Genomic DNA, 21,189 nt, shown 5'->3' on the forward strand with positions numbered 1-21,189 from the left:
GACCCGCGGGCGTGGACCTGGACGGTGGTCCCGGCAGGCGGGCACGGTCGATACCGGGCGGGCGAGCGAGATAGGCTGGCCGACGCGTGCCGACCCCGGTCCGCGTCATCTACCCCTGTCTCTCGCGATGCGTCTCTCCTCTGTCGGGTTCGTCCTGGTCCTGCTGCTCGCTCCTTCTGCTCTGGCGCAGGGCGGCGGGCAGACCGTCCGCGGCGTCGTGATGGACGGCGACACGCGCGTGCCGCTCGTCGGCGCGACCGTCGTCGTAGCGGGCTCCGAGCCGCTGATCGGCGCGGCCACGGACGCCGAGGGCCGGTTCGTGCTCCGGGCCGTCCCGCTGGGTCGGCACACGCTTCAGGTCCAGAGCCTCGGCTACGCGCCGCGGCGGCTGCCCAACGTGCTCGTCCAGTCCGGACAGGAGACCGTCTTGGAGGTCGCGCTCCGCGAGGCGGTGCTGACCGGCGACGAGGTGGTGGTCCGCGCCGCGGCGCGCGATGGGCAGCCGCTGAACGACATGGCGGCCGTGAGTGCGCGGTCGTTCTCTGTCGAGGAGAGCCGACGCTACGCCGGGGCCGTGGACGACCCTGCCCGGCTGGCCGCGGCCTTCCCCGGCGTCGCCGCGACGGGGACCGGCGTCTCCGACAACGCGCTCGCCATCCGGGGCAACGCGCCGCGCGGGGTGCTCTGGCGGCTCGAAGGCGTCGAGATCCCGACGCCGAGCCACTTCGCCGGGCTGTCGGTCGCGGGCGGCGGCGGGCAGACGCTGTTCAGCAGCCAGCTCCTCGCCGACTCCGACGTGTTCACAGGCGCCTTCCCTGCCGAGTACGGCAACGCGCTCTCGGGCGTGTTCGACATGCGCTTCCGGACGGGCAACCCGGGCCGGCGTGAGCACACGGCGCAGGTCGGCCTGCTGGGCCTGGAGTTCGCCTCCGAGGGGCCGTTCCAGCGCGGCGCGCCGTCCACCTACCTGGTCAACTACCGGTATTCGACGCTCGGCCTGTTGATGCCGCTGCTCCCGACCGACGGCGCGACGACCTACCAGGACCTCTCCTTCAAACTGGCGTTTCCCACGCGCCGCGCCGGACGGGTCGAGGTGTGGGGGATCGGTGGGCTCGATGGTCAGACGCTCGCCGAGACCCCGGACTCGTCCGCCTGGGAGTTCGACTTCTGGGACCGGACGCGGATGGACTTGACCCTCGGCGTCGGGGCCGCGGGTGTGTCGCACCACCTCGTGCTCGGCGGCCGGACGTACCTGCGCACGAGCGCTGCCGTCACCGCCCAGCGGACGGTCTGGGACCAGCAGCGCCTCGCCGACGACCTGACGCTCCGGCCCGACTTCGCGCTCCGCAGTACGAACGGTCGCGCCAGCCTCGGTGCGACGCTGACTCACAAGCTGAGCCCGCGCCACGTCAGCCAGTCCGGGGTGAGCGTGCAGCAGCTGGTCTACGACCTCGACCTGCGCGCAGCACCCGATCACGTCCCGCCGCTGGTATCCGTGGCCGAGGGCGACGGCAGCAGCACGCTCGTCCAGGCGTTCACCCAGTCGCGCCTGATGCCCGCGCGCGGCGTCGACCTGACGCTGGGGCTGCACGCCCAGCACCTCGCACTGACCGGCCACACGGCCGTCGAGCCACGGCTCGGCCTGACGTGGGCGGTGTCCGGTCGACAGGAGGTGCGCCTGGGCTACGGGCTCCACAGCCAGATCGAGGACCTGCGGATCTACCTCGTCCAGCCCGACGGGACGGCGCAGCCGAACCGGGACCTGGACGCGGCGCTGGCCCACCACCTCGTGGTGGGGACGACGCGGCAGCTCTCCGAGACCCTGCGCGTGGGCGTCGAGGGCTACGTGCAGCGCCTGTTCGACGTGCCGGTCGTCGCCGATCGCTCCTTCTCGCTCCTCAACGTTCGTCAGGACTGGACCTTCGCCGAGGCGCTGGTGAACGAGGGCGCGGGCGAGAACGTGGGCGTCGAGGTCACGCTGGAGCGCCCGCTGCGGGACGGCGTCTACGCGCTGCTCACCGGCTCGCTCTTCCGGTCGCGCTACCGCGGGGGCGACGGCGTCTGGCGCCCGTCCCGGTTCGACCAGCGCTACGCCGTCAACGCGCTCGTGGGGCGCGAGGTGCGGGTCGGCGCCCGCAACCTGCTGGGCCTCAACGTGCGGGTCGCGGCGCTCGGCGGCGAGCGGCGGAGCCCGATCGACGAGGCGGCGTCGGCGCAGCGCGAGGAGGTCGTGTACGACGAGACGCGCGCCTTCGAGGACCGCGCGCCGGGCGTCTGGGTGGTGGACCTGACGGCGACCTACCGCATCAACGGCCGCCGCGTTTCCCAGGTCTGGGCGCTCCAGCTCAAGAACGCGCTCGGCGCGACCGACTCGGCGCTCGACTACAGCTTCCTGCGGGATGCCGTGGTGGACGTCGACGAGGGCTTTCCGCTGCCAGTGCTGAGCTACACCGTCGAGTGGTGACGGTCCGCCTCGGGGCCGAGGCGGGCGGGGTCAGGCGGGGCGCAGGCCCGGTGGGGCCGCGGGCGGGTCGCCGGTGTTCCAGATGCCGTCCGCGACGGCGCGCTTGAGGAGCGCCTGGAAGTGGTGGACGCCCGCCTCGCACTCGACCGAGAAGCGGCCGCGGTCGTAGCCGCGCGACGCCAGGCCGCGCTGGACGGCCTCACAGATCTCGATGTCCTCCTGCTGGACCGCGTCGCTGAAGGCGAGGTCGCCCGCGATCTGGTCCGGGGCCGTGCCGTCGGCGTAGAAGAAGTCGAACAGGACGCGGCACCGGCCGGGACCGTCGGGCAGGACCACGTTCGTCTGGAGGCGCCCCGGCAGGATGTTGAGCATCACGTTGGGGAAGACGAAGTAGTAGAACGCGTCGCCCTCGCCGTAGACGCCGCCGTCGGGCGTCTCGCGGATGGGGCTGTGCTGCAGGCTGTGCCACTCGAACGTCTCGGTGACGTAGGCCGACACGTCGAGCGTCTTGCACAGCTCGGGGTGGACGAGCGGCAGGTGGTAGCCCTCCAGGAAGTTGTCCACGTAGACCTTCCAGTCGCAGGCGACGGCGTACTCGACGCGCGAGTGGAAGCGGACGCCGGTCAGGTCCTGGGGCGCGATCCGCTCGGCGATGCCGTCGAGCGTCACCGCCAGCGGGAGGGCGGGCTCACCGACGCAGACCCAGACCAGCCCCTCCCACACGTCCACGGCGACCGGCACCAGGGCGAAGTCGGCGCGGTCGAATAGCTCGGTCCGGTCGAAGCGGGGGACGCCGCGCAGAGCGCCGTCGAGCGTGTAGGTCCAGCCGTGGTACCGACACTGGAGCATCCGGCACGCGCCGTGGTCGTCCATCGCCAGCGGGCCGCCGCGGTGGCGGCAGACGTTGTAGAACGCCCGGATCTCGCCGTCGGCGTTGCGGACGACGATGATGGGCTCACCCGCGACGGTCGCGCAGACGTAGTCACCCGCGTTCGCCACCAGCGACACGTGGCCGACGACCTGCCACGAGGGCCGAAACACGGCGCGTTGCTCGAAGGGGCCCAGGCGTGCGTCGGTGTACCAGCTCGACGGGATCGTGTCGGCCCGTTCGAGCGGGTCCACGCGGAGCGTGTCCGGGGTCAGGTCGGGGAGGAGCCCGTCGGGGCCGGCCGAGAGGGGCGTGCGTGTCGTCACAAGCGCGAGGGGCCCGCGGGGACCGTCGAGGCCGGCAAGGTACCGTCGGGGCCTGCGGACGGTCAGCCCGGCCCCTACCGTTCGTCGGCTAGCGAGCGTGGAAGCCCTCCCGGAAGCGGTTCGCTGTTAAGCTGTTGTGCAGGAAGGGCTTTTGGTGGCGACGCCAGGCGACTTCTGGCGGGTCGGCACGTTGGGTGGAGTGACCGACTCCTGACCTCCCGACCCCGATCTGCCATGCTGATCCTCAGCATCCTCCTCTTCCCCCCGTTCCTGTTCCTCCTCCTCGGCTTGGCCGTGCGGGGCCTGCAGGCCGTGGGCGACCTGCTGACCTCGCTCGCCGGGCTCAACGAAATGCCGACCGGGTCGACGCACAGCTTCTGACGGCGCGACCGCGTCGGACGATGAGGGCGTCCGCCTCGGGGCACCGAGTCCCCGAGGCGGACGGAGGCGTCAGGGCTTGAGGACGACCTTGATGCAGTCGTCCTTCTTGTCGCGGAACGTCTCGTACATCTGGGGCGCGTCGTCGAGCGGCGCCGTGTGTGTGATGATGAACGACGGGTCGATCTCGCCGTCCTGGATCTTCTTCATCAGCGGGTCGAGGTAGCGCTGGACGTGGGTCTGGCCCATCTTGAACGTCAGCCCCTTGTTCATGGCCGCGCCGAAGGGGAGCGTCAGCGTCTTGGCGTAGACGCCCGGCACCGAGACCGTGCCGCCCTTGCGGCACGCCATGATGGCCTGCTGGAGCGCGTAGCCCTGGTCGCTCTGCAGGTGGACGGCCTGCTTGGCCTTGTCGAGCAGCGCCTGGGCGTCGTTGGCCGCGTGGGCCTCCGCGCCGACGGCGTCGATGCACCGGTCCGGGCCGCGGCCGCCGGTCATCTCGATCAGGTGCTCGTGGACCGGCCCGTCGATCTCCTCGAAGTTGACCGTCTCGGCCTTCGAGTTCTCCTTCGCCATGCGCAGCCGCTCGGGCTCGCGGTCGATGGCGATCACGCGCCCGGCGCCCAGCATCCAGGCGCTCTGGATGGCGAACTGGCCGACCGGCCCGCAGCCCCAGACGGCGACCGTGTCGCCGGGTTCGATTTCGGCGTTCTCGGCGGCCATGTAGCCCGTCGGGAAGATGTCCGAGAGGAAGAGGACCTGCTCGTCGGTCATCCCGTCCGGCACGACGATCGGGCCCACGTCGGCGTGGGGGACGCGGAGGTACTCGGCCTGGCCGCCGGGGATGCCGCCCAGCAGGTGCGAGTAGCCGAACACGCCGGCCGGGCTGTGGCCCATCGCGTCGCGCGCGTTCTCGGGCTTGGGGTTGGTGGTGTCGCAGAGCGAGTACATCGTCTGCTCGCAGAACCAGCAGTGCCCGCACGAGATGGTGAACGGGACGACCACGCGATCGCCCTTCTTGAGGCGGGTGACGCCGCTTCCGACCTCCTCGACGATGCCCATCGGCTCGTGGCCGATGATATCGCCTTCCTTCATCATCGGGACGAAGCCGTCGAAGAGGTGGAGGTCGGAGCCGCAGATGGCCGTCGAGGTCACCTTGATGACGATGTCGGTCGGCTCTTGGATCTCAGGGTCGGGATGGGTGTCGACGCGGACGTCGCCTTGGCCGTGCCAGGTAAGAGCTTTCATGGAGAGAGGGGAGAGAGAAGGGACCGCGTCCACCGGCGCCAGGGCCTGGCTGTTCCGTCCCGCGCAGAGATGGGGAAAGGCTTGATGGGTCGCTCAGGCCGGAGGAGGGCCCACTCCATGGCGTCGGTTGAGCCTGGCACTTCGGCCGACGCCAGACCTCAGAGCCGGGTCACGAGGTGGGAGCGCACCGCTGCGGCGGTCTCGACACGGACCACGTAGACGCCTGCCCCGAGACGGCTCAGGTCGACCTCGCTCGTCGACGCTGCCCCCAGCCGGACATCTCGTGGGGGCAGGACCTGACGGCCGAGGGCGTCGAGCACCGTCACCCGGGCCTCGACCGGCGCCGAGGACGCGAGGCCGATCCGCACGCGGCCTGCCGTCGGGTTCGGTCCTACCCTTAGCGCATCCTCTGCCGCCTCCGGCGCGTCCTCGGAGGCGACGAGGACCCACGCCGGGGTGCCGGTCACCTGGCCGCCGATCTCGGCGTAGACCAGCTCGTCCACCCATCCGTCGGCCTGCTCCTGGCGCACGAGCCCGAGGCCGGCAGCATACGTGAGCGTGCGAGGCGCGTACGAGGGGCCGTTGCGGAACTGCGTCACCGACCAGACCTCGGCGGTCCGGGTCGGGATGCCGGCGAGCGTGTCGCTGCCGATGACCACCGTGTCGTTCGGGGTCACGGTCCACGTAATGCCCTGGCTCGCGTGGTACGGGGCGGAGGCGAAGGGGGGGCACACCGGGCTGACGCCGCCGGGGCCGTTCAGCGGACAGGGGGTGGGCGGAAGGTCGATAGCGTAAACATCGGCCGGGGAGTAGGGGGCGTTCGCGCCCGCCTCCACGACCGTGCGGAGCCCGGCGTCCTGCCGGAGCGTGCGTTGGTAGACCACGTCGGTGGTGCTCAGCCAGGACCCCGTGCGCCTGACCGCAGGCTGTCCCTCGTCGTCGACGGTGGCGGACAGCCGGAACAGCTTGTAGTCGACCGAGGCGTCGCAGTCGGTGGAGCCCGGGCACCCGGGCGGGGTGCTGCGGTAGTGCCAGACGTCGCCCGGGGCGAGGGGCGCATAGGCCCGCCAGTCGGTCGGGTCGAGCACGCTGGCGGCGCCCTCAGAGAGGCCCGAGACGGAGATCGTCGCGTGGTCCACCACGGCCTCGTCGAGGGCGGTGATCGAGACCTGGTGGACGCCTCGCTGGAGCGAGAAGGGCTCTGAGACGGCGGCCCACGCCCCTTCGCCCGACGAGCGGCCGGGGATCTCGCCCAGGGCGGCACCGTCCAGCTCCATGGCGAAGCGCGCCCCTTCGGGCGCGCGGTACACCGCAGTCAGCAACGCGGGCCAGGCGATGGCCTCGCTGCCGGGCCAGTCTGGGACCTCCACCGTCCACGAGATGCGGGTGCCGGGCGCGAGCCGGAGAGAGGTGCCGTCGAGCACGTCGCCTGTGTCCCAGTCGAACCGGGCGTTGAGGACGCGGGCCCGGGCGGCCGGCAGGACGGCCAGGACGGCGCCCGCCTCGCTCACGAAGCGGACCGCCGAAAACGCCTGCCCGGCCTCGTTCTCCCTGATGTCGACCGTCCAGTACGCCGCCTCGGTCGGGTCGACGCCGAAGTCTGCCTCGACGGGGCGGACGGCCAGTCCGTCGGCCCGGGACATCGGTGCCGGGCAGGCGGGAGCGGCAGCCGTGCAGAAGCGAAGCGGGCCGCCATCGTCCGGGTCGGCGATTGTGGCTCCGTTGACTCTGAGAGTCTGGCGCCGGTCTGGAGTCCCGCGCAGGTCCGTGACGATCTCCAGCCGGGCGACCCCGGCGGGCACGAACACGGGGTCCCAGGTGATCCACCCGACCCCATTCTGCGAGTGATCGAAGGTCAGGACCCCCACGGGCACCGACTGCCGCTCTGCCGGAGCCGTCAGGGTGGTCGTCTCGGCTTCGAGGACCGTGCGTGGGTACTGGACCTCCTGAGGCGCGGGTTGGGCTCGCGTGCCGAGGGCGAGCAGCACCGGGACGACGAGTGGAGCCCAACGATGGTTCATGGTCGGTTGCAGAGGGATCGCGCCCATGATACCTCTCGGCTCCTGCAGGCAAATCAGGAGGGGCGGTGCATGGCCGCCGGGACCGGGACCAGGCGATCGAGGAGCCCACGGGCTCGGGAGCCGACGGGACATTCCTGAGTGACGGCGGAGGGCCAGCGTCGGGGAACGCTGATGGTTGTTACAACGTGTTTTTGACTCCTCACACGCTCCTCCCATGTCTGCTTCGTTCTCCCGCCGCGCTGCCCTTCGGGGCCTCGGGGCTCTCGGCCTCGGCGCCGCGCTGCCGGCCACGGCCGCCTCCATGCCGACGCCCGTCCGCCGGGACCACCACACGCTCACGGCCCACACCTTCTCCGTCGGCGACGCGACCGTGACGGTGATCCGCGACACCGGCTTCCAGTTGCCGCTCGGCGCCATCGGCGTCAACGTGGACTCGTCGCGGGTGCTCGCCACGCTGCGGGAGTACGGGCTGCCGACGGACAACGTCCCGGTGGACGTGAACCAGCTCGTCATCGACCACGGCGATGTGCGGACGCTCATCGACACGGGCACCGGGCAGGGCCACCTCGTGTCCACAATGGGCGCGCTCGGCATGGACCCCGGCTCGGTGGATCGTGTCGTGGTGTCGCACCATCACGGCGATCACATCGGCGGTCTCTCGATGGACGGCACCCCGACGTTCCCGAACGCGAGCGTCCACATCGGCGCGACCGAGTTGGCGTTCCTGGACGGCTTCACGGGTGAGAACGGGCAGGTGACGGCGGCCCTCGCCAAGCTGGCGCCCGTCCGCGACCGCCTCCAGACGTACCGCTCGGGCGACGCGCTGATGCCGGGCCTGACGGCGATGGCGGCGTTCGGCCACACGCCGGGCCACATGGCGTTCCAGCTCGCCTCGGGCGGCGGCAAGCTGATGATCGTGAGCGACGCGGTCGCCCACCCGGTCGTGTTCTTCCGCCACCCGACGTGGCTGTTCGGCTTCGACATGGACGGCGCCACGACGGTGAACACCCGCCGCCGCCTGCTGAGCCAGGCCGCACGTGAGGGGACGACGCTGTTCGCCAGCCACATGCCGTTCCCGGGCACCGGCCGCGTGTCGGTGGACGGGGCGGGCTTCCGATACACACCGTTCCCGATGGGGTAGCCGTCCGGCCCCCTCCGCCTCGGTGCCGGTGCCGAGGCGGGGGCGCAGGACGAGAGTCCGGGCGCGGTTCGGGATGCACGAACGGCGTGCGTGTGTGGAGACGTCGTGTAGGACGATGCCGACTTGGGCGGGGGGGCGGGTCCGACGGGGACTCGGCGGGCGGTCCGCTTCCGGAAGTCGAGGCGGACCGGGAGGTTGGGGGTCTCTCTCCCAACCCCGTTCCACCTGTGAGACATTCTCTACTGCTCCGGCCCGCGCTTCTGCTGCTGGCCCTGTTCCTGACCGCCGACCTCGGCCTCGCGCAGGCCCGCCTCGGGCCCGGCCTCCTCGACGAACTCGGCGCGCTCGCGCCCGGCCAGACGACGACGGTCGTGGTGACCTTCGACAGCGAGGGGCCGCTAACGGCGGCTCAGCGGTCGCTGCTGACCGGCCTCGGCATCACGCAGGGCATGACGTTCCAGTCGCTGCCCATCGCGGGCGTGCTGGCGACCCCGGCGCAGGTGGCGTCGCTCCAGAACACGGCAGGCGTCGTGTCGATCTGGCCCAACCACGCGCTGACGTACTCCAACGCCGACGCGACGGAGCTGACGGGCGTGGACGGGGCGCGGACGAACGCGCAGTTCCGGAACCTGAACGGCGGGCTGCCGATCTCCGGCCGCGGCGTCGGCGTGGTGGTGAACGACTCGGGCATCGACGGGCTGCACCCGGACCTGACGTACGGGCAGAACCTCGTCCAGAACGTCCTCGGGTCGACCAACCTGAACGCGTACTCGGGGCTGCTGCCGATCACGTACCTCGGGGATCAGCCGTCGACGGACACCAACTCGGGGCACGGCACGCACGTCGCGGCGACGGTCGGCGGGACCGGCGCGGCGAGCGGCGGGCTCCATGAGGGCGTCGCGCCGGGCGCGGACCTGATCGGCTACGGCTCGGGCGGCGTGGTGCTGGTGCTGGACGGCATCGGCGGCATCGATTACGCCATGACGCACCAGTTCCAGTACGGCATCCGGATCGTGACCAACTCGTGGGGCTCCTCGGGCGACTTCGACCCGGCCGACCCCATCAACCAGTCCTCGTACCGCGCGTACCTGCGCAACATCTCGGTCTTCTTCGCGGCGGGCAACGACGGCCCCGGCGCCGACACGCACAACCCGTATGCCCAGGCGCCCTGGGTGATGTCGGTGGCGGCGGGCAACAAGGACGGCGAGACGCTGGCGGACTTCTCGTCGCGCGGCGTCGACGGCGAGTCGGGCACGTTCACGATGTTCGACGGGACGACGTGGACGTACCGCAACGAGCCCGTGATCACGGCGCCGGGCGTCGGGATCATCTCGGCGTGCGCGACGGGGTCGCCGATCTGCGCGACCGGCATCCAGCCCGACAACCCCCGCTACGCTTCGCTCCAGGGCACGTCGATGGCGACGCCCCACGTGGCGGGCGTCGCGGCGCTGATGTACGAGGCCGACCCGACGCTGACCCCCGCGGAGGTCCGCACGATCCTGGAGGAGACGGCGACGGTGCTCGACTACGAGGCCTGGGAGGCCGGCTCGGGCTACGTGAACGCGTACGCGGCGGTGGCCGTGGCGCTCGGCCTCGACCCAACGCCCTACCTGCGGACGATCGGCGAGGGGGAGGGCGAGACCCCGCTCCCGGCGGGCGTCGTGCTCGTGGACGACGCGGGCGACACCGACCAGGCGGGCACCGACATCCTGGACGTGTCCTTCGCCGAGGTGGACGCGAGCGCGTTCACGGTGACGCTGCGGGTGGCGGACCTCGACCAGGCGACGCCGAGTTCGCTGCTCGCGGCGGGCTTCCAGATCGGCGCGATGCAGGACTACGGGGTCGAGTTCGACCTCCAGAAGGCCGACCTGCCGACGGTCCGCTACTCGCTGACGGCGCGGCGGACGCTGGCGACGGTCGGGCTGGGCACGGTCGGCTTCGACGAGCCCTCGTTCGACTACGGCGTCCGCGCGGCGGACGGCGCGGGGCGCGGCATCGGCGACGTGGCGGGCACGTGGGACAGCGAGGCGGGCACGATCACGTGGACCGTCCCGGTGGGCGTGCTCACGGTGGCGGCGCCCCCGGCGGACCTGACCGGCGACATCGACCAGACCGGGCGTCCGGCGCAGGCGGGCGACAAGCTGGCGGCGTTCGGCGCCGACGTGGCGACCTCGGTGTGGGGCGGCGTCGTGGGCCTCTCGCCCGCGCAGACGCAGTACGACACGGCCTCCGGCACGACCCGGACGACGCTCGGCGGCGACTCCGGTGAGGAGGAAGAAGAGGAAGAGGAGGAAGAAGAGCAAGAGCCCGGCGAGTCGGGCGCGCAGGTGGTGGTGTCGGTGATCGACTCCGGCATCAACCCGTACCACGCCTTCTACCATGCGGGCAGCGAGATCTATCCGACCGACGCTCCGAGCGCCGTCACCCCGGCGATCAAGGAGCAGTTCGGGATCGACGCGGCGCACACGCTCTCGCTGACGCGCACGGGCGACTTCAACGCCGACTTCGCGGCGGACGCGGCCCAGTGGGCGAGCGTCCAGCCGGGCGAGGTGTACTGGGTCGAGGGGACCAACATCCTGGCGGTCTCCTTCGACCCCGGCACGCGGATCCTCATGCCGGACGACGAGGACGACACGCACGGGGTCGGGACGAGCGCGGCGGTGCTGCGCGCCAACCCGGAGGCGGTGATGCTCTTCGTGGAGGGCATCACGGACGCGTCCGAGACCTTCGCGTTCACGCACCCCTCGGTCGACATCGTGTCGACGTCGTACGGGGCCATCGGGAGCCTGCCGCTGCCAGGCCACATCAACGACAGCTACACGGGCGTGGTGACGAACGGCAAGCTGCACCTCGGCGCGGCCGACAACTCGCCGTCGACGGCCATCCAGGACGGCACCGCCGGCCCGTGGTGGAGCATCGGCGTGGCGGGCTACGAGGAGGAGACCTCGGAGGGCAAGCAGCTCGTGAGCGGCACGCTGCCCGACGTGGTGGCCGACTTCACGCAGACGCTGCCGTACTGCGCGTCCTGCGAGGACGGCCAGCAGAGCGTCGGCGGGACCTCGTTCGCGACGCCGCGCACGGCGGGGACGCTCTCGGCGATCCTGCTGACCGCGCGCCGCGAGGCGGGCCACCTCGGGCCGATCGCGGACGTGGACGGCGTGATGACGATGGCGGCCGGCAACGGCTTCTCGATCACGAACTGGGACCTGCGCCGCGCCATGGAGGAGGCGGCCTACATCCCGACGCTCGACGAGTACGACCCGGTCGAGGGCGCCTTCGACACGATTGGGCTGCCGGTGCCGCCCGCCGGCGCCTACGCGCTGGTCGGCTGGGGCGCCATCACGACGGACCCGGCGCACGGCGTGGTGACGGAAGCCCTCGCGCAGCTCGGCATCGGCGACGCGCCGACGCGCTCGAAGTCGGTCGACACGTGTGAGTTCATGGCCTCGGTGGTGACCGCCCGGCACGTGTACTGGGACAACCTCAACGTGGGCAGCCAGAGCTTCCTGATCGGGGGGCCGGACGACTACCGGTACTGCAACGCGACGGACGGCGGGGCGTCGGTGCTCGGCGGCGGCGCGGCGCTGACGGCGTCGGAGGCGGGGGCGCTCTCGCTGGGCCTGCCGTTCCCGAACCCGGTGCGGTCGCAGGCGACGGTGGCGTTCGAGCTTCCGGCCGACGGCGCGGTGCGGCTGGCGGTCTACGACCTGCTGGGCCGCGAGGTGGCGGTGCTGGCCGAGGGCGTCCGCCCGGCGGGCGCGCACACGGCGCGCGTGGAGGCCGGGTCGCTGGCGAGCGGGGTGTACCTCGTGCGCCTGGACGCGGCGGGCCAGGCGCTGACGCACCGGATGACGGTGGTCCGCTAGGCGGCTCGTTCCAGCCCCGTACGGCTGGAGAGTGGGGGCGTCGGCCGAGAGGTCGGCGCCCCGCTTTTTTGGCGGGGTGAGGGGCAGCCTCGGGGAGGGGGGGGCGCCCTCCCCCTGTCCCCCTCCCGCTGGGAGGGGGGACGCGGGCTGGTGGGTGAGTCGGGCGGTGTGCGGACCGAGGCGGGCGGGGTGAGGGGGGCGATCCGGGGCGAGGATGGGGCGTAGGAGGGGACACCCTTTCCCTTCCCCCGCCTCCGATGCATCTCACCAGCACCTCGCTGGCCGACGGCCAGCGCTTCGACCCCGCCTTCGTCTTCTGCCAGCCGTCTGCGGAGGGCCACACCACCGACGGCGGCAACCGGAGTCCGCACCTCGCCTGGGGGGACGCGCCGGGCGGGACCCGGTCGTTCGCCGTGGTCGTCCGCGACCCGGACGTGCCGGCCGACGCGAGCGACGCCAACACGAAGGGCAAGACGATCCCGGCCGACGCCGCGCGGGTCGACTTCTTCCACTGGCTGCTGGTGGACGTGCCCGCCTCGGTGTCGGAGATCACGGAGGGCGTGGCGTCCGACGGCGTGACGGCGGGCGGCAAGGCGCCGGGGCGGACGGTGCTGGGCCTGGAGGGCACCAACACGTTCACGGACTTCCTGAAGGGCTCGCCGCGGGAGGGCACCTACGGTCGCTACGACGGCCCGTGCCCGCCGTGGAACGACGAGCGGCTGCATCACTACCACGTGACGGTCTACGCGCTCGACGTGCCGACGCTGGGCCTCCCGGAGGACGGCTCGTTCACCGGCGCCGACGTGCTGGCCGCCATCGAGGGGCACGTGCTCGGGCAGGCAGAGATCGTCGGGACGTACAGCACGAACCCGGACGTGCGGTAGGCTCGGCCTCCCCCGCCTCGGTGCCGAGGCGGGGGGCACCCGTCACGATGGCCCTACGGCCTGCTCACCCGCGCATCCGGGCCTCCAGGGCCGCGATGCCCGCCGGGTCGCCGAGGATGGTGAGGCGGTCGCCGCGGCGCAGGACGGTGGCGCCGCTGGGGACGGCCACGGCGCCGTCGCGGTGGACGAGGGCGACGAGGACGCCGCGGGGCAGCGGCACGTCCTTGAGGGCGCGGCCCACGAGGTCGGCGGTGGGGCCGTCGCCGGTGAGGGCGAGGGCGAGGAGGCGGTCGTTGTGGAGGAGGACCTCTTTGAGGTCCTGCTCGGTGTCCGCCGCGCGCCAGTCGTCCATGAAGGGCGCCTCGTCGATGCGGCTGGCGATGCTGGCGAGGGTCCGGAGGTGGCGGCCCGGCGGCTCCTTGGGGCTGAGCAGGAAGAAGACCGCGTAGACAGTGTGGTCGGTGTCGGGCCGCTCGTCGCCGACGGTGTCGACGCCGATCGAGAGGCCGCTCTGGGAGCGGACGATGACCAGCTCGGGGCGGTCGACCTCGGGGAGGCGGAGGTGGGGGAGGGCGACGCCGCGAGAGACCGGCGTGGCGCCGGTGCGGGAGCCGTCGAGGAAGGCCGTCTCGAGGCGGGCGGCGGGGAGCCCGGCGCGGGCGGCCAGGCTGGCGGCAGCGCGGCGGGCGACCGACTCGAAGGAGGCGTCGGCGTCCACGTCGAGCACGGTCGAGCGCGTGACGAGGTGCTCGAAGGGCGTCTCGTCGGGGAGGCCCTTGTCCTTGAGGATGGTCCGCAGCTCGGAGTCGAGGCCCTCGTAGCGGGAGCGCCCGAGGCGCTCGAAGAGGTGGTAGATGGCCCCCTCGCGCTCGACGCGCGGGTTGTCCTTGACGTACCAGACGTACCACGCCACGCCGCCCGCGATCATGACCATCGACAGGAAGATGGCGAAGCCGCCGAGCTGCGCGATGAGCACGATGGGCAGCAGGATGCCGACGATCTGGACCCACGGGTAGAGGGGGCTCCGGTAGCCGGGCACGTAGCTCGGAATCCGGCTCTCGCGCATCACGATGACGGCCACGTTGAGCAGGCCGAACAGCAGCAGCTGGAAGGCGCTCGCGAGCTTGGCGATGCCCTCCACGTCGAGCGCCACGATGACGAACACCATCAGCGCGGAGGTCACGACGACGGCCGTCGTGGGCGTGCCGAAGCGGCCGAGGACGCCCAGCTTCTGGGTCACGAGCCCGTCGCGGGCCATCGCGAGCGGGTACCGGCTGGCCGAGAGGATGCCCGCGTTGCCGGTGGACGCGAACGCGGCGATGGCGGCGGCCACGATCAGGCCCAGGCCCCACGGCTCGGGCAGCCAGGTGAAGAACTTCTCGGCGGCCGTGGCGACGGGCGTCAGGTCGCTCCGCAGCTCGGACGGGTCCAGCACGGCGATCATGATGAACACGCCGACGCAGTAGATGGCGGTCGCGGTGGCCAGCGAGAGGAACATGCCGAGCGGCAGGTTGCGGTCGGGGTTCTGGACCTCCTCGGCGACGCTCGCCACCTTCGTGAGCCCGGCGTAGGACACGAACACGAGGCCGACGGTCGCCAGCAGGCCCTCGACGCCGAACGGGCTGAACGGGGTGAACTGCTGGGCGAGGTTGTCGCCCCCGAGGCGGCCGACCTCGACGAGCCCCTGGACCACGAAGAACGCCAGCACGCCCACCAGCACCGTCACGAGGACGCGCTGGAGGCCGCTCGTCTCTTTGGCGCCGACCACGTTGAGCACCGCGAACGCGACCGTCAGCGCGACGGCGAGCGGCTTGACGGGGATGTCGATGAAGAAGACGAGGTAGGCGCCCATGCCGACGAGCGCGAAGGCGCTCTTGAGCACCAGCGCCAGCCACGTGCCGATGCCGCCGACGGTGCCCGCGAGCGGCCCGAGGCTGCGGTCGAGGAAGTAGTACGCCCCGCCCGCCTTCGGCATGGCGGTGGACAGCTCGGCGGCGCTGAAGAGGGCGGGCAGGATGAAGACGCCCGCGAGGAAGTAGGCCAGCACCGTCGCGGGGCCCGCCTGGGCGGTCGCGAGGCCGGGCAGGAGGAAGAAACCGGAGCTGAACATGGCCCCTGTGCTGATCGCGTAGACGTCGAACAGCGTCAGCTCTTTCTTGAGGCGTGGGGCGTCGGCAGGCATAGGCGGGCGATGGGGGAAGGCCCCCAACCCGCGCCGGGCATTCTGGGGTCCCCGGGTGTCCCCGCATCCGCCGCCGGACCCCATCGGCGTAGGTTTGCGGACGCTCTCTTCGTCCCGCCACCCGTCTCCGTATGCGTCGCTTCGTTCCGTTCCTCCTCGCTGTTCTCGTCCTTGCACCCGTCGCCCTCGCTCAGTCGCTGTCTACCGACGCACCCACGCGGGCTTCGTTTATGCGCTCCGCTACGTCTTTCGCTCCGGGCGATACGACGTACCTGACCAACATCCCCCCAGGGACGACCTCCATCTCGACGTTCTCGAATGGCAACGGTGACTTTCTCTTCGGGACCGGGGGACCCAACATCGGAGTCGATGCCTTTGGCGCGGGCTACGTCTTGCCTGATGACGGCGCGGTCTATGAGATCATCGGGGGCACGCTTTTCGTAACTGCCACGCCGGACGAAGCTGTCCCCGGACAGACATTTGAGGTGCTCGTGTACGAAGGGACGATCCAGGACGGCCCCCAGGGCGACCCGGTCTATTCGGAGGTGTTCCCGTCCAGCACGGTTCCTCCCGTGTCCGAGGCAGGTGTGGCGCCGACCGAGACGTTTTTCTCAGAGCCAGTTTCGGTCAGCACGTCCGCCTTCTTCATTGCCTACAATGTCGACGGGATCACGACCCAGTTCGGTGGGGGCTCCACGAACATCCTCCCGAACCCGACTCCGGAAACAGTTTTCTTGAGCGACGGCGACTGGCTCCGGGTGGATGAGGAGTTCTCGACTGGCGGTGAGAACCCTCAGGCAATCCAAGTCCAGTTGTTCTCGGAGGCAGTCATCCGCCAGTTCGATCCGGACGGCAATCTGTCCACCATCGGCGAGGCGCGGGCGGCGGGCGACGGCGCCACGGTGACGGTCGAGGGCGTCGTGACGCGCTCCGCCGGCGCGTTCACGTACCTGCAGGACGAGACGGGCGGCCTCGCGATCCGCCAGACCTCGGGCGCCTTCTTCGACGAGGTCCAGTCGACCAGCATCCGGCCGGGCCGCATCCTCCGCGTGACGGGCACGCTGTCCGAGTTCAACGGCCTCCTCCAGATCAACGGCGGCGCGCTGGAGAGCTACGCCATCCGCGGGGCGACCGCCGAGCCCCTGCCGCAGGAGGTCACGCTCGCCGAGCTGGCGAGCAACGGCGAGGCCTACGAGAGCGAACTGGTGCTCGTCCCGGACGTGACCTTCACCGACCTGGCGGACAACGCCCCGTTCGAGGCCGCGACGACCTACGCGGTCTCGGACCCGACCGACGCCTCGAACGCCGTCTCGGTGCGCGTCCCGAACGCGGAGGACTCGGACGCCGACGGGACCGACTTCACGGGCAGCCCGGCGCGCGTGCGCGGGGTGCTCGGGCAGAACTCGGCGGGCGCGGCGGACGTGGGCTACCAGATCCTGCTGATCCGGGGCGGCGACGTGCAGCCCAACGCGGTGGCGGTGGGCGAGAGCCCGGAAGGCCGCCTCGGGCTGAGCGGCGTGGCGCCCAACCCGTCCGCCGAGGCGGGCACGGTGACGGTCTCGCTGGCCGCGGCGGGTCCGGTGACGCTGACGGTGGTGGACGTGCTCGGCCGCGAGGTCGCCCGCGTGCTCGACGGTCCGCTGGCGGCGGGCGCCCACCCGGTCCGCCTCGACGTGTCGGCGCTCCCGGCCGGGACCTACCTCGTGCGGCTGACGGCGGACGGCGCGACGGCGGTGCGGCCGTTCACGGTCGCGCGGTAGACGCGGAGCGTCGGGAGGGTATCGAAAACGGCCTCCGGCGCGGTGCCGGAGGCCGTCAGTGGCCGTCCCACGTGTCCCGGATGTCATCGGGATGCGCGAAAGGAACGGCGCGGTAGAGGCGCGCGCCTCCCCCGAACGGGGGAGATTGCAGGTCAAACATGATCTCGGTCGGTGCCGCCTAGCGCACCGGGTAGAGGCCGTCCGCCTCGGGCGCCACGCGGGCCGAGGCGGGGCGGGTCGCGGTGGTGAGGTCGTACCGGACGAGCGAGACGGGCGTGAACGTGGAGTCGGTGACTGTCCCGAAGCGGACGTACGAGACCTCCAGCGCGACGGGGCCGCGCTCGGGCGAGAACAGGTCTTGGGTCACGGGCATCGGGTCGATGGGGCCGCGGACGACCGGGTTGATCACCAGCCGCTTCCAGGTCCGGTCGTACTGGCGCACGGTCGCGGGGCCGGAGGGGAGGTCAGCGGTGGCGTCGTCGTCGGTCAGCACGGCCGTGACGATGTTGGTCGTGAGGAAGGGTGTGCCGTCGGGGACGCCGATGGCATAGACACGCTCGGCGTCGGCGGTGCCCTCCGGCCCGACCTGGAGGCGGTAGAGGCCGTCCGCACGGTTGGCGAACCAGCCTCCGCGGCGCGTGAACACGCAGTGGTCGGCGGTGGACTCGACGAGGAACCACGTCTCGCCTGCGACGACCGTGTCCCGGGGGATGGTCAGCGAGAGGCCGGGCCGGTCAGCCCGGGTGGTGTCGAGAAACGCCCCTTGCTCGTCGTACTCGAGGGTGTACGACCGGGCGAACGTCCACTCGGCGCCGACGGCGAGGGGGAGGACGGGGGCGATCTCGGGCGGCGTGACGGCCGGTGTGCTGTCACAGCCGGCGGCGACGACGAGGAGAGCGAGGAGGCTAGCGGTCCGCATGGTGTGTGTCGGAGGGTGAGCGGGGGAGTAGCCTCGGTCGAATGGCGTCGGGGTCGGATCGGCGGGGGAGTCGGGAGATACGGCGAGGCGAGGGGGCGGGCAAGGCACCTGGCGTTCCCTGGGGGGAGCCCCCAGGGAGCACTCGGGCGAGAATCGGCAGGCCGGTCGTCGGCCGCGGGCGGTACCATTCGGGATGCAGATCGACCGCCCTCGCCTCGACGCGTTCGCCGCCGCCGTCCGCCCCCGGATCGCGGGCGACCTCCGCCTCGACGCCCTCTCGACCGCCCTCTACGCGACCGACGCGTCGCTCTACCGCGAGCCGCCGCTGGGCGTCCTGGTCCCGCGCCACGCCGACGACATCCAGGCGGCGCTGGAGGAGGGCGCGCGCTACGGCGTCCCCATCGTGGCGCGCGGCTCGGGCTCCAGCCTCGCGGGCTCGGCGGTGTCGGGCGGGCTCGTGGTGGACACGACGAAGCACCTGCGCGACATCGTCGCCATCGACGCCGAGGCGCGCACGGCGACGGTCCAGCCGGGCGTGGTGCTGGACGACCTCAACCGCGCCGCGGCGGCCCACGGGCTGACGTTCGGCCCGGACCCGGCCTCGTCCAACCGCGCCACGCTGGGCGGGATGCTGGGCACGAACGCGACCGGCACGCACTCCATCCAGTACGGCGCCGTGGTGGACTGGGTCGAGGCGGCCGACGTGCTCCTCGCCGACGGCACGCCCGCGAGGTTCTCCGCGCTGACGCCCGACCAGTGGGCCGCGAAGGTCGGCGCGACGGGGACCGAGGGCGAGATCCTGAAGCGCGTCGACGCGCTGCTCAAGGTCCACGAGCACGCCATCCGCGCGGACACGCCGCGGTGGTGGCGCCGCGCGGGCGGCTACCGCCTCGAACGCATGATCGAGGCGCCCGAGGTGGACCGCGGGCCGGGCCGGGCCTGGGACGGCACGCGCAACCTCGCCCAGCTGCTGGCGGGCTCGGAGGGCACGCTGGCGTTCGCGACCGAGATCACGGTCGGGCTGACGGAGCGCCCGGCGCACGCGGCGCTCGGCGTCGTCCACTTCCCCTCGCGGGCGTCGGCGCTGGAGGCCGTCGCGGGCATCATGGAGACCGACCCGACGGCCGTGGAGCTGTTCGACCGGATCGCGCTGGCGCGGGCGCTCGACGTGACGGAGTACGCCCCGAAGCTGCACTTCGTCCAGCGCGGGCCGCACGGCGAGCTGCCCGGCGCGCTGCTGATCGTGGAGTACAGCGGGGCGTCGATGGCCGAGGTGCGCGACGGGCTGGCCCGCCTCGGTCGGCACCTGGGGCCGTCCGCCGTGATCACGCAGCTGGAGGAGGAGGCGCGGATGGCCGACGTGTACGCGGTCCGCAAGGTGGGGCTGGGGCTGGCGATGAGCGCGCGGCTGCCGGTGCAGGCCGCCGCCATCATCGAGGACGCGGCGGTGCCGGTGGAGCACCTGCCCGCCTACATCCGCGAGCTGGAGGAGGTGATGGCCGAGTGGAACGTCGAGGCGGTCGCCTACGCGCACGCAAGCGCGGGCTGCCTCCACGTCCGCCCGTTCCTCGACCTCCGCGAGCCCGCCCAGGTCGAGGCGCTGGAGGCCGTCGCGCGGGGCTCGGCGCGGCTGGCCCGGAAGTACGGCGGCGTGATCGCGTCCGAGCACGGCGACGGCCGGGCCCGCGGGGCGCTCGCGGAGGACTTCTACACGCCCGCCCTCTACGCGGCCTACCAGGCCACCAAACGGGCCTTCGACCCGACCGGCCAGCTCAACCCCGGCAAGATCGTCGACGTGCCGCCGTTGACGGAGGCGCTGCGGATGGGGCCGGACTACCACGCCCGCTCGGTGTCGACGGCGATGACGTTCCCCGACGTGACGGGCCGCGACGTGGGCTTCCTGGAGGCCGTCGAGGCGTGCAACGGCTCGGCCGTCTGCCGCAAGACGGACGTGGGGACGATGTGCCCGCCGTTCATGGCGACGCGCGAGGAGAAGGACGCGACGCGCGGCCGGGCCAACGCGCTCCGCGAGGCGCTCTCGGGCGGCCTGCCGTCGCTGACCGGCCCCGAGGTGGCCGAGGCGCTGGACCTGTGCCTGTCCTGCAAGGCGTGCAAGGCCGAGTGCCCGGCGTCGGTGGACATGGCGGCGCTCAAGTCGGTCTGGCTGGAGCAGAAATACAAGGAGGCGGGGCCGAGCGCGCGGGCGCGGCTGTTCGGGTTCATGCCGCAGATGGCGAAGCGCGTGGCGGGTCCGCTGGCGGCCATCGCCAACCGGGTCAACGCGCTGGCGCCCGCGCGGGCCGCCTTCGCCCGCCTCGGCGTGGCCCCCCAGCGCCCCATGCCGACGTTCTCGACGAAGCCGTTCAAGTCGTCCGAAGCCGGGGCGGCCCCCGCATCCCCCGAGGCACCCCGGGTCGCGCTCTACGTCGATACGTTCGGGCGCTTCCAGGAGCCGTCCATCCCGCGCGCGGCGCTGGCGGTGCTGCAGGCGGCAGGCGCCCACGTCGAGGTCCCGGCGTACCGCTGCTGCGGGCGGACGTACCTGTCGAAGGGCTTCGTCCCGCAGGCCGAGAAGCTGGCCCGCGAGCTGGTCGCGACGTACGCGCCGCTGGCGAAGGCGGGCGTCGTCATCGTGGGGCTGGAGCCGTCGTGCATTCTGACGCTCCGCGACGAGGTGCCGCGCCTGGTGCCGGGGGACGACGCGAAGGCGGTCGCCGCCGCCGCGGTCACCTTCGAGGAGTGGTGCGATGCCCACGCCGACCGCCTCGCCGCGCTCGACTGGCAGACGCCAGCGGGTGAGGGGAACACGGCGCTCGTGCACGGCCACTGCCACCAGAAGGCGCTCTCGCGGATGTCGGCCAGCCACGCCTGCCTCGGCGCGGCCGGGCTGTCGGTGACGGAGTCGGGCGCGGGCTGCTGCGGCGTCGCCGGGTCGTTCGGCTACGAGGCCGAGCACTACGACGTGTCGATCGCCATCGCGGAGGACCGGCTGGCCCCGGCCGTCCGCGCGGCGCCCGAGGCGGTCGTGGTCGCGGCGGGGACGAGCTGCCGCGAGCAGATCCACCACACGACCGGGCGGACGGCCCTCCACCCGGCCGAGGTGCTGGCGGCGCGGCTGGGGTAGGCCCGCGT

The 21,189-nt window shown here is 72.3% G+C and carries 12 protein-coding genes; 7 read left to right on the forward strand and 5 right to left on the reverse strand.

From position 1 onward, the window contains the following. Positions 1 to 127 precede the first annotated feature (127 nt). Positions 128 to 2,464 carry a TonB-dependent receptor gene (locus B1759_RS14775; RefSeq protein ID WP_095515821.1) on the forward strand — a complete coding sequence of 779 codons (2,337 nt, stop codon included), beginning with the start codon at positions 128 to 130 and terminating at the stop codon, positions 2,462 to 2,464. A gap of 30 nt (positions 2,465 to 2,494) precedes the next feature. Here B1759_RS14775 and B1759_RS14780 read toward each other — a convergent pair whose 3' ends face one another. Next, on the reverse strand, positions 2,495 to 3,658 hold the full coding sequence (locus tag B1759_RS14780; RefSeq protein ID WP_198948905.1) for an aromatic ring-hydroxylating dioxygenase subunit alpha: 1,164 nt from the start codon (positions 3,656 to 3,658) through the stop codon (positions 2,495 to 2,497). A gap of 234 nt (positions 3,659 to 3,892) precedes the next feature. On the opposite strand from B1759_RS14780, the gene B1759_RS19800 reads away from it, so the two are divergent. Next, a complete protein-coding gene (locus B1759_RS19800; protein ID WP_158225287.1) occupies positions 3,893 to 4,039 on the forward strand; it encodes a hypothetical protein in 147 nt (48 codons plus the stop codon). A 69-nt stretch (positions 4,040 to 4,108) separates the two neighbouring features. Here the strand turns inward: B1759_RS19800 and B1759_RS14785 are convergent, their stop codons facing one another. Next, the gene (locus B1759_RS14785; protein ID WP_095515822.1) at positions 4,109 to 5,284 is read right to left on the reverse strand and encodes a zinc-dependent alcohol dehydrogenase; all 1,176 of its coding nucleotides are present in this window, start codon (positions 5,282 to 5,284) and stop codon (positions 4,109 to 4,111) included. Between the two features lie 158 nt (positions 5,285 to 5,442). After that, a complete protein-coding gene (locus B1759_RS14790) occupies positions 5,443 to 7,305 on the reverse strand; it encodes a T9SS type A sorting domain-containing protein (RefSeq protein WP_095515823.1) in 1,863 nt (620 codons plus the stop codon). 214 nt (positions 7,306 to 7,519) lie between these two features. Between B1759_RS14790 and B1759_RS14795 the strand changes: the two genes are divergently transcribed. The 3 genes from B1759_RS14795 to B1759_RS14805 all read left to right on the forward strand — a co-directional run bounded on the left by B1759_RS14795 (position 7,520) and on the right by B1759_RS14805 (position 13,196). Further along, on the forward strand, positions 7,520 to 8,446 hold the full coding sequence (locus tag B1759_RS14795) for an MBL fold metallo-hydrolase (protein ID WP_095515824.1): 927 nt from the start codon (positions 7,520 to 7,522) through the stop codon (positions 8,444 to 8,446). 227 nt (positions 8,447 to 8,673) lie between these two features. Next, positions 8,674 to 12,312, forward strand: coding sequence for a S8 family serine peptidase (locus B1759_RS14800; RefSeq protein ID WP_095515825.1), 3,639 nt, complete (start codon positions 8,674 to 8,676; stop codon positions 12,310 to 12,312). A gap of 257 nt (positions 12,313 to 12,569) precedes the next feature. Beyond that, positions 12,570 to 13,196 (forward strand): YbhB/YbcL family Raf kinase inhibitor-like protein, encoded by a 627-nt coding sequence (locus B1759_RS14805; RefSeq protein ID WP_095515826.1) that lies wholly within the window; start codon positions 12,570 to 12,572, stop codon positions 13,194 to 13,196. Positions 13,197 to 13,260: 64 nt separating this feature from the next. On the opposite strand, the gene B1759_RS14810 is transcribed toward B1759_RS14805, so the two are convergent. Further along, positions 13,261 to 15,378, reverse strand: coding sequence for an amino acid permease (locus B1759_RS14810; protein ID WP_095515827.1), 2,118 nt, complete (start codon positions 15,376 to 15,378; stop codon positions 13,261 to 13,263). Positions 15,379 to 15,509: 131 nt separating this feature from the next. On the opposite strand from B1759_RS14810, the gene B1759_RS20030 reads away from it, so the two are divergent. Then, positions 15,510 to 17,138, forward strand: a complete 1,629-nt coding sequence (locus tag B1759_RS20030; protein ID WP_095515828.1) for a T9SS type A sorting domain-containing protein — start codon at positions 15,510 to 15,512, stop codon at positions 17,136 to 17,138. Between the two features lie 178 nt (positions 17,139 to 17,316). Here B1759_RS20030 and B1759_RS14820 read toward each other — a convergent pair whose 3' ends face one another. Then, positions 17,317 to 18,057 carry a hypothetical protein gene (locus B1759_RS14820; RefSeq protein WP_095515829.1) on the reverse strand — a complete coding sequence of 247 codons (741 nt, stop codon included), beginning with the start codon at positions 18,055 to 18,057 and terminating at the stop codon, positions 17,317 to 17,319. 193 nt (positions 18,058 to 18,250) lie between these two features. Here B1759_RS14820 and B1759_RS14825 point away from each other — a divergent pair, with 193 nt between their 5' ends. Beyond that, complete coding sequence (locus B1759_RS14825; protein ID WP_095515830.1) at positions 18,251 to 21,181, forward strand: FAD-binding and (Fe-S)-binding domain-containing protein; 2,931 nt, start codon at positions 18,251 to 18,253, stop codon at positions 21,179 to 21,181. Positions 21,182 to 21,189: the final 8 nt, after the last annotated feature.

Source organism: Rubrivirga sp. SAORIC476, from assembly GCF_002283555.1.
Taxonomy (GTDB): Bacteria; Bacteroidota; Rhodothermia; order Rhodothermales; family Rubricoccaceae; genus Rubrivirga.

What these genes read in the sequence shown, in the direction of transcription:
- B1759_RS14805 (WP_095515826.1), top strand. Translation starts at nt 12,570, where the DNA reads ATGCATCTCACCAGCACCTCGCTGGCCGACGGCCAGCGCTTCGACCCC.
- B1759_RS14785 (WP_095515822.1), bottom strand. Translation starts at nt 5,284, where the DNA reads ATGAAAGCTCTTACCTGGCACGGCCAAGGCGACGTCCGCGTCGACACC.
- B1759_RS14825 (WP_095515830.1), top strand. Translation starts at nt 18,251, where the DNA reads ATGCAGATCGACCGCCCTCGCCTCGACGCGTTCGCCGCCGCCGTCCGC.
- B1759_RS19800 (WP_158225287.1), top strand. Translation starts at nt 3,893, where the DNA reads ATGCTGATCCTCAGCATCCTCCTCTTCCCCCCGTTCCTGTTCCTCCTC.
- B1759_RS14790 (WP_095515823.1), bottom strand. Translation starts at nt 7,305, where the DNA reads ATGAACCATCGTTGGGCTCCACTCGTCGTCCCGGTGCTGCTCGCCCTC.
- B1759_RS20030 (WP_095515828.1), top strand. Translation starts at nt 15,510, where the DNA reads ATGCGTCGCTTCGTTCCGTTCCTCCTCGCTGTTCTCGTCCTTGCACCC.
- B1759_RS14820 (WP_095515829.1), bottom strand. Translation starts at nt 18,057, where the DNA reads ATGCGGACCGCTAGCCTCCTCGCTCTCCTCGTCGTCGCCGCCGGCTGT.
- B1759_RS14795 (WP_095515824.1), top strand. Translation starts at nt 7,520, where the DNA reads ATGTCTGCTTCGTTCTCCCGCCGCGCTGCCCTTCGGGGCCTCGGGGCT.
- B1759_RS14775 (WP_095515821.1), top strand. Translation starts at nt 128, where the DNA reads ATGCGTCTCTCCTCTGTCGGGTTCGTCCTGGTCCTGCTGCTCGCTCCT.
- B1759_RS14810 (WP_095515827.1), bottom strand. Translation starts at nt 15,378, where the DNA reads ATGCCTGCCGACGCCCCACGCCTCAAGAAAGAGCTGACGCTGTTCGAC.